The sequence below is a fragment of the Endozoicomonas sp. SESOKO3 genome, from assembly GCF_024606255.1.
Genome location: NZ_JAHHPR010000397.1, coordinates 1 through 5,290 on the forward strand (window position 1 = coordinate 1; position 5,290 = coordinate 5,290).

The 5,290-nt window shown below is 48.8% G+C and carries 5 protein-coding genes; 4 read left to right on the forward strand and 1 reads right to left on the reverse strand.

Features of this window, described 5'->3' with window-relative positions; all coding sequences use genetic code 11:
• Positions 1–18 precede the first annotated feature (18 nt).
• The 3 genes from KDK18_RS06835 to KDK18_RS06845 all read left to right on the forward strand — a co-directional run bounded on the left by KDK18_RS06835 (position 19) and on the right by KDK18_RS06845 (position 3,732).
• Positions 19–1,608 (forward strand): FGGY-family carbohydrate kinase, encoded by a 1,590-nt coding sequence (locus KDK18_RS06835; protein WP_257254126.1) that lies wholly within the window; start codon positions 19–21, stop codon positions 1,606–1,608.
• 58 nt (positions 1,609–1,666) lie between these two features.
• Positions 1,667–3,316, forward strand: coding sequence for a hypothetical protein (locus tag KDK18_RS06840; RefSeq protein ID WP_257254127.1), 1,650 nt, complete (start codon positions 1,667–1,669; stop codon positions 3,314–3,316).
• Positions 3,317–3,465: 149 nt separating this feature from the next.
• Positions 3,466–3,732 (forward strand): Lar family restriction alleviation protein, encoded by a 267-nt coding sequence (locus KDK18_RS06845; RefSeq protein WP_257254128.1) that lies wholly within the window; start codon positions 3,466–3,468, stop codon positions 3,730–3,732.
• 153 nt (positions 3,733–3,885) lie between these two features.
• Here KDK18_RS06845 and znuA read toward each other — a convergent pair whose 3' ends face one another.
• A complete protein-coding gene (gene znuA / locus KDK18_RS06850) occupies positions 3,886–4,821 on the reverse strand; it encodes a zinc ABC transporter substrate-binding protein ZnuA (RefSeq protein WP_257254129.1) in 936 nt (311 codons plus the stop codon).
• A gap of 203 nt (positions 4,822–5,024) precedes the next feature.
• Between znuA and KDK18_RS06855 the strand changes: the two genes are divergently transcribed.
• Positions 5,025–5,261, forward strand: a complete 237-nt coding sequence (locus tag KDK18_RS06855; RefSeq protein ID WP_257254130.1) for a hypothetical protein — start codon at positions 5,025–5,027, stop codon at positions 5,259–5,261.
• Positions 5,262–5,290: the final 29 nt, after the last annotated feature.

The following is a 5,290-nucleotide window of genomic DNA, read 5'->3' on the forward strand; positions in this document are numbered from 1 at the left end:
GTACCCTGACGACGATTTATGCAACATTTGTACATTGGTGTGGATGTGGGTTCGGGCAGTGTGCGGGCGGGATTGTTCAACGCGAAGGGAGAGAAAATCGCCCTGGCTGCCAGCCCAATCAAGCAGTTTCGTCCTGCTACGGACTTTGTTGAACAATCGTCGTCTGATATCTGGAAGCAGGTATGTAACGTTGTAAAAGATGTAGTGACTGATTCAGCAATCAAGCCGGAGCAGGTAAAGGGAATCGGATTTGACGCAACTTGCTCTCTGGTTGCTGTGGACGCGGATGATTGCCCTGTAACCGTCTCGCCGACGGAACTGGATGATCAGAATATCATCATGTGGATGGATCACCGGGCGTTGGCAGAGACTGCCGAAATGAATGCCACACGAAGTGAGGTCCTGAAGTTTGTGGGTGGTGAAGTCAGTCCTGAAATGGAACTGCCTAAACTGAAATGGTTGAAACGCCACCTACCAAAGCACTATGAACGCACTGCGCGTTTTTTCGACCTGTCGGATTATCTGGTTTATCGCTCCACTGGCAGGGATGTTCGGAGCACTTGTACCAAAGTTTGCAAATGGACTTATCTTGCCCACGACAAACGTTGGGATACCTCTTTGTTCCGGCAGCTGGATTTGGAAGACCTGATTGTTGGTGAAAAAATCGGTCAGGCCATCGTTGACCCGGGCACGCCTGCCGGACAGTTGACGGATGCCGCAGCAATAGCGTTGGGGCTGACCACCAGTACTATTGTTTCTGTGGGCATGATCGATGCCCATGCAGGAGGCGTTGGCATTATTGGCGACCAGCCGGAATCAACCCTCGCCATTATTGGTGGAACCTCTTCCTGTCATATGGCCGTCAGCACAACACCGGTTTTTGTTGATGGTGTCTGGGGGCCATACTGGGGTGCTATGGTTCCGGGCATGTGGCTGAGTGAAGGAGGACAGTCATCTGTCGGCTCTCTGATCGACCACGTTATTCGCGACCATGTTTTTTATCCGGAACTCATGAAACTGGCCGGACGGCAGGAGCGCAGTGAGTATGAAATTCTGAATGAAGAGGTTGCCCGGCTTGAGACTGAAAACCCCTATTTTACTGCTCACTTTCATTTGCTGGGCTATCATCATGGCAATCGTTCACCCCGGGCTAACCCTTATTTAAAGGGCATGGTTTCAGGCTTATCACTGAATGAGAGCCTGACCGAGCTGGCCAAAATTTATATGGCTGCTATTCAGTCAGTGTCCTATGGTACACGTCACATCATCGAAACGATGAACCTCGCTGGTCATAAAATAAATCGCATTCATATGTGCGGCGGAGGTACGAAAAATCCTCTGTGGCTTCGTGAACACGCTAATGCAACAGGTTGTGAAATCGTCCTCAGTAAAGAGGACGAAGCAGTCGTCCTTGGCTCTGCCATGCTGGCGGCAACGGCCTGTGGTGATTATGACGAGTTAAAGGACGCCATGTCTGCTATGTCATCCACAGGCAACGTCATCAAACCTCAAACATCAACCCGGGCTTTTCATGATGCCAAGTACAAGGTCTTTCACGAAATGCACGAAGACCAGATGAAGTACAAAGCCATGATGTGTGGATTTTAGTCAGATGAACACAAATTAACCTGAGCTTTTGGAACTCATAGCCTGATGGAGGCATATTGTGACTGCTATAACTCTGACCCTGCCCGAGAAAAAAGAACCTGGTTCTCTGGAAAATAAAGAAGTCTTCGTTATTGCCAATGGCGACTTGCGGGATACTGCTAACCGGACATGCTGGGGAGTTCAGCAATCTTTTGAGAAAAAACTGGAAGCCGTCTTAAAAGAGAAGTTTGATTTCAGAGTCCGACGTGCTCATCCCGTAAAGGACGCGCAGGGACATGGTTTTATCAGCAACCAGCGTGAAGGCTCTGATGTACTGGCCTCTCTTGACCCTGAGGCTCCGATTATTATGCTGATGACCGCATGGCAATATTCTCACCATGTGGCACCATCTCTGGTGCATCATGAAGGCCCCATCCTGCTGCTGGCTAACTTCGATGGAACATGGCCCGGTCTGGTGGGGGCTCTGTGCATGGCTGGCACCCTGACCAGCCTGGGTAGAGATTACAGCCGCCTCTGGTCCGAAAACTTTGACGATGATTTCTTCTACATGAGCCTGCAATCGTGGCTGGAAAGCGGACAGATTGAACACGATACCTCTTATTTGAAAGAAATCACCAAAGAACACCCAATGACTAACACAGAGGCAGGTAAAATAGGTCAGCGGGTAGGGGAATTCATTCTCAAAAACAAGGAGATTATGGGGCTATACGACATGTTCTGCATGGGCATGATGAACGGCATATTTCCTCAGGAATCCCTGGTCAGGATTGGTATGCCCATTGAGGCATTATCCCAGTCCGCCCTTTTACATGACATGAACCTTGTTTCCGAAGAGCAGCGCGAAGAATGTTTGCAGTGGTATATCGATCGCGGCATGGACTTCAGATTTGGTACCGATGCAGCCACAGAACTGACTCGTGAGCAGGTAAAAGAGCAGTGCGCCATGATGATCGCCATGGCTCGCGCCACCAAACGCTTTGGCCTGACAAGCGTGGGTGTTCAGTATCAACAAGGCCTGAAAGACAGTTGTGCTGCCTCGGACTTTGCGGAAGGTGCCATCGGCTCAACCGCCCGCTTCCCTATAAAAGACGAAAATGGCGAAGTGATTTCCGAAGGCAAGCCCATTCCATGCATTAACGAAGTTGACATGGGGACCGCCATACCACAAACCATGATGTTCCGTCTGCTCGACAGTCTGGGTCTGCCATCGGAGACAACCCTGCACGATATTCGCTGGGGCAGTGAGTTTGAAGGCACGTTCTACTGGGATTTCGAAATTTCCGGTTCTATACCTTTTGAACACATCAATGGTGGTATTGCTGGTGCTGTCGGTCACCGTCAGCCTGCCATGTATTTCCCGTTAGGCGGTTCTACTGTGAGCGGCCAGAGTAAAGCAGGCAGGTTTATATGGGCTCGTGCACATTATGAAGGTACGGAAGTTCATATGCATATCGGCACCGGCACTGCCTTCGAACTGCCTCAGGAAGAGTTCCAGCGGCGTCTTCATGCAACCTGTAAAGAGTGGCCTTTGATGAACTGTGTACTGGACGGTGTAGGCCGCGATGACCTGATGGCGGGTCACCAGAGCAATCACATCTCTATTGCCTATGTACCGCAAGAAAACCTGAAAGAAGTGGTTCAGGCATTTGCCACACAGGCCCTGACACAAAACATACGTGTTCATTTAGCTGGCGATATTGCCGTCTAAAACCTTCACGGACATTGCCACGTCTCTCATTTCTAATGCACTGCTCCTCAATGAGATAGCCCTTGAATAACAGCTCTATCTGTGGATAACCTGTTAAAAGTGTTGGAAAAAGCTGTCATTCATGTGTGCATAAACAGGAAGGAGACGTTATGAAGCTGGAAAAGTGTCCCTGTTGTCTGGGTGAAGCCGAATTGGCAAGGATGATGGTTGGGGACACTGAAATGTGGCAGGTGACCTGTTCAAGCTGCGGGTTATCCACAGAACTTGATGATGATCAGACTTTTTCGGCAGAACGATGGAATCTGCGTCTGGAACGCTCAAAGCTCAAAATGTGGGTAACCCTGCTGGCTTCCCTTCTGCCCTTTCTGGTTGTGGCCGCGTTTCTTGGCGGTAGTTTTATGGGGCTCAGGCTTTAGCTAAATCGCCGTAAACCCTCGTCCAATCGTCGGGGCAAGGGTCTGGCTTCCATGCCCTGTGGAACAAAACATGCGAACCAAGACAATATCTCAAGTTATAGAGATTGATGCATGCATTTCCATCCTTATAGAGTGTCATGCACTAAGCGATGGTTACTGCTTCAGGCAGCTGATAATGTTATCCGTCAAACTGCCCATGAACTCTATATAACCATCAGGGCCTACAGCTGCATCTGTTGCCAGAGGGTCGAGCACAGCAACATGGGCATCAGTACCATCAATGATCCGGTCAATATAAGCAGGCTGGAACTGTGGTTCACGGAAAACGCAGCTATTGCCGGCTTTTTTCAGCTTTTCTTGCAATTGAGTAAGATGTTTCGCACCCGGCTGCTGTTCCGGGTTAGCAGTGAAATGATCGACAATATTCAACTCGTAATGCCTTTGCAGGTAACCATAAGCATCATGGAAAACGAACATGGGTTGATTGTGGTAGACAGCAAGTTTGCTGATGTTGTGCTTGTCAGCTGCCTGAACCGCTTTTTTGAATACATGGTAATTATCCGTGTATTGTTTTTTATGCTCAGGATCCAGCTCGCTCAGCTTCTCTGATATGGTTTCGGCTATGGCTATGGCGTTATTCGGGCTCAGCCAGATGTGAACGTCGTATTCGCCATGATGATGATGGTCGCTTTCTTCGGCATGATGATGATGGATCTCTTCTTCTCCTTCATTCATCTTCAGAAGCTCCAGATTGCTTTCCTGCATCAAGGGCACGGAGGCCGCTTTTGTTGAACCTGACAGGGTTTTATCCAGAAAGACTTCCATATCGGGTCCGACCCAGAACATAACATCGGCTTCATAAAGCTTTCTGGCGTCTGAAGGCTTCAGGCTATGACTATGGGGAGAGGCTCCCGGAGGAAGCAGCACTTCAGCCGAAGTGACACCTTCGGTGATAGCAGCAGCAATCAGCTGAACGGGCTTAATGGAGGTTAGCACTTTGGGGGGTTCTTGACTCTGGGTCGGCAGTGATAGAGAGAGTAAAAGGCCTGACAGCCAGAATAGTATCTTTGGTTTTCTCGAAAAAATCATAAAGGGCAACTGTGTCAGTCTGTAAGTGAAACGTTATATTATAACTATTGCTAAGAGTGAATGCCCATGTTTTTGCAACGAATTGGTTTGCAGCTCTGATAAAAATCGTGATCGTCCTCTAAATACCCGGCTTCTTCGTTGAAACTATAATGACAACTGAGTGCTATTACCGGACTCTGGACCCATAGAGGGAAATAAAAGAAATGGACGGAAATGATAAAATAAACGGAGCCACTACCCATTCCAGTTATTATCGAGACTTCTGGAACGGGCTGACAAAAATGGCAGGGCGATACAAGCGGTACTTGGTTAAGCCTGCCGCACCGGAAGAGGTCGCTGGTGTTCAATCGTCTTATCCTGTGACTGTTCGTGCTGATAAAAGATCCCAGAGGCAGGTGTGTCCTGAACCCAATGATACCGCTACTAAAAATCTAACATAATCTGTAATTATGTAGACTTATCTACGCCG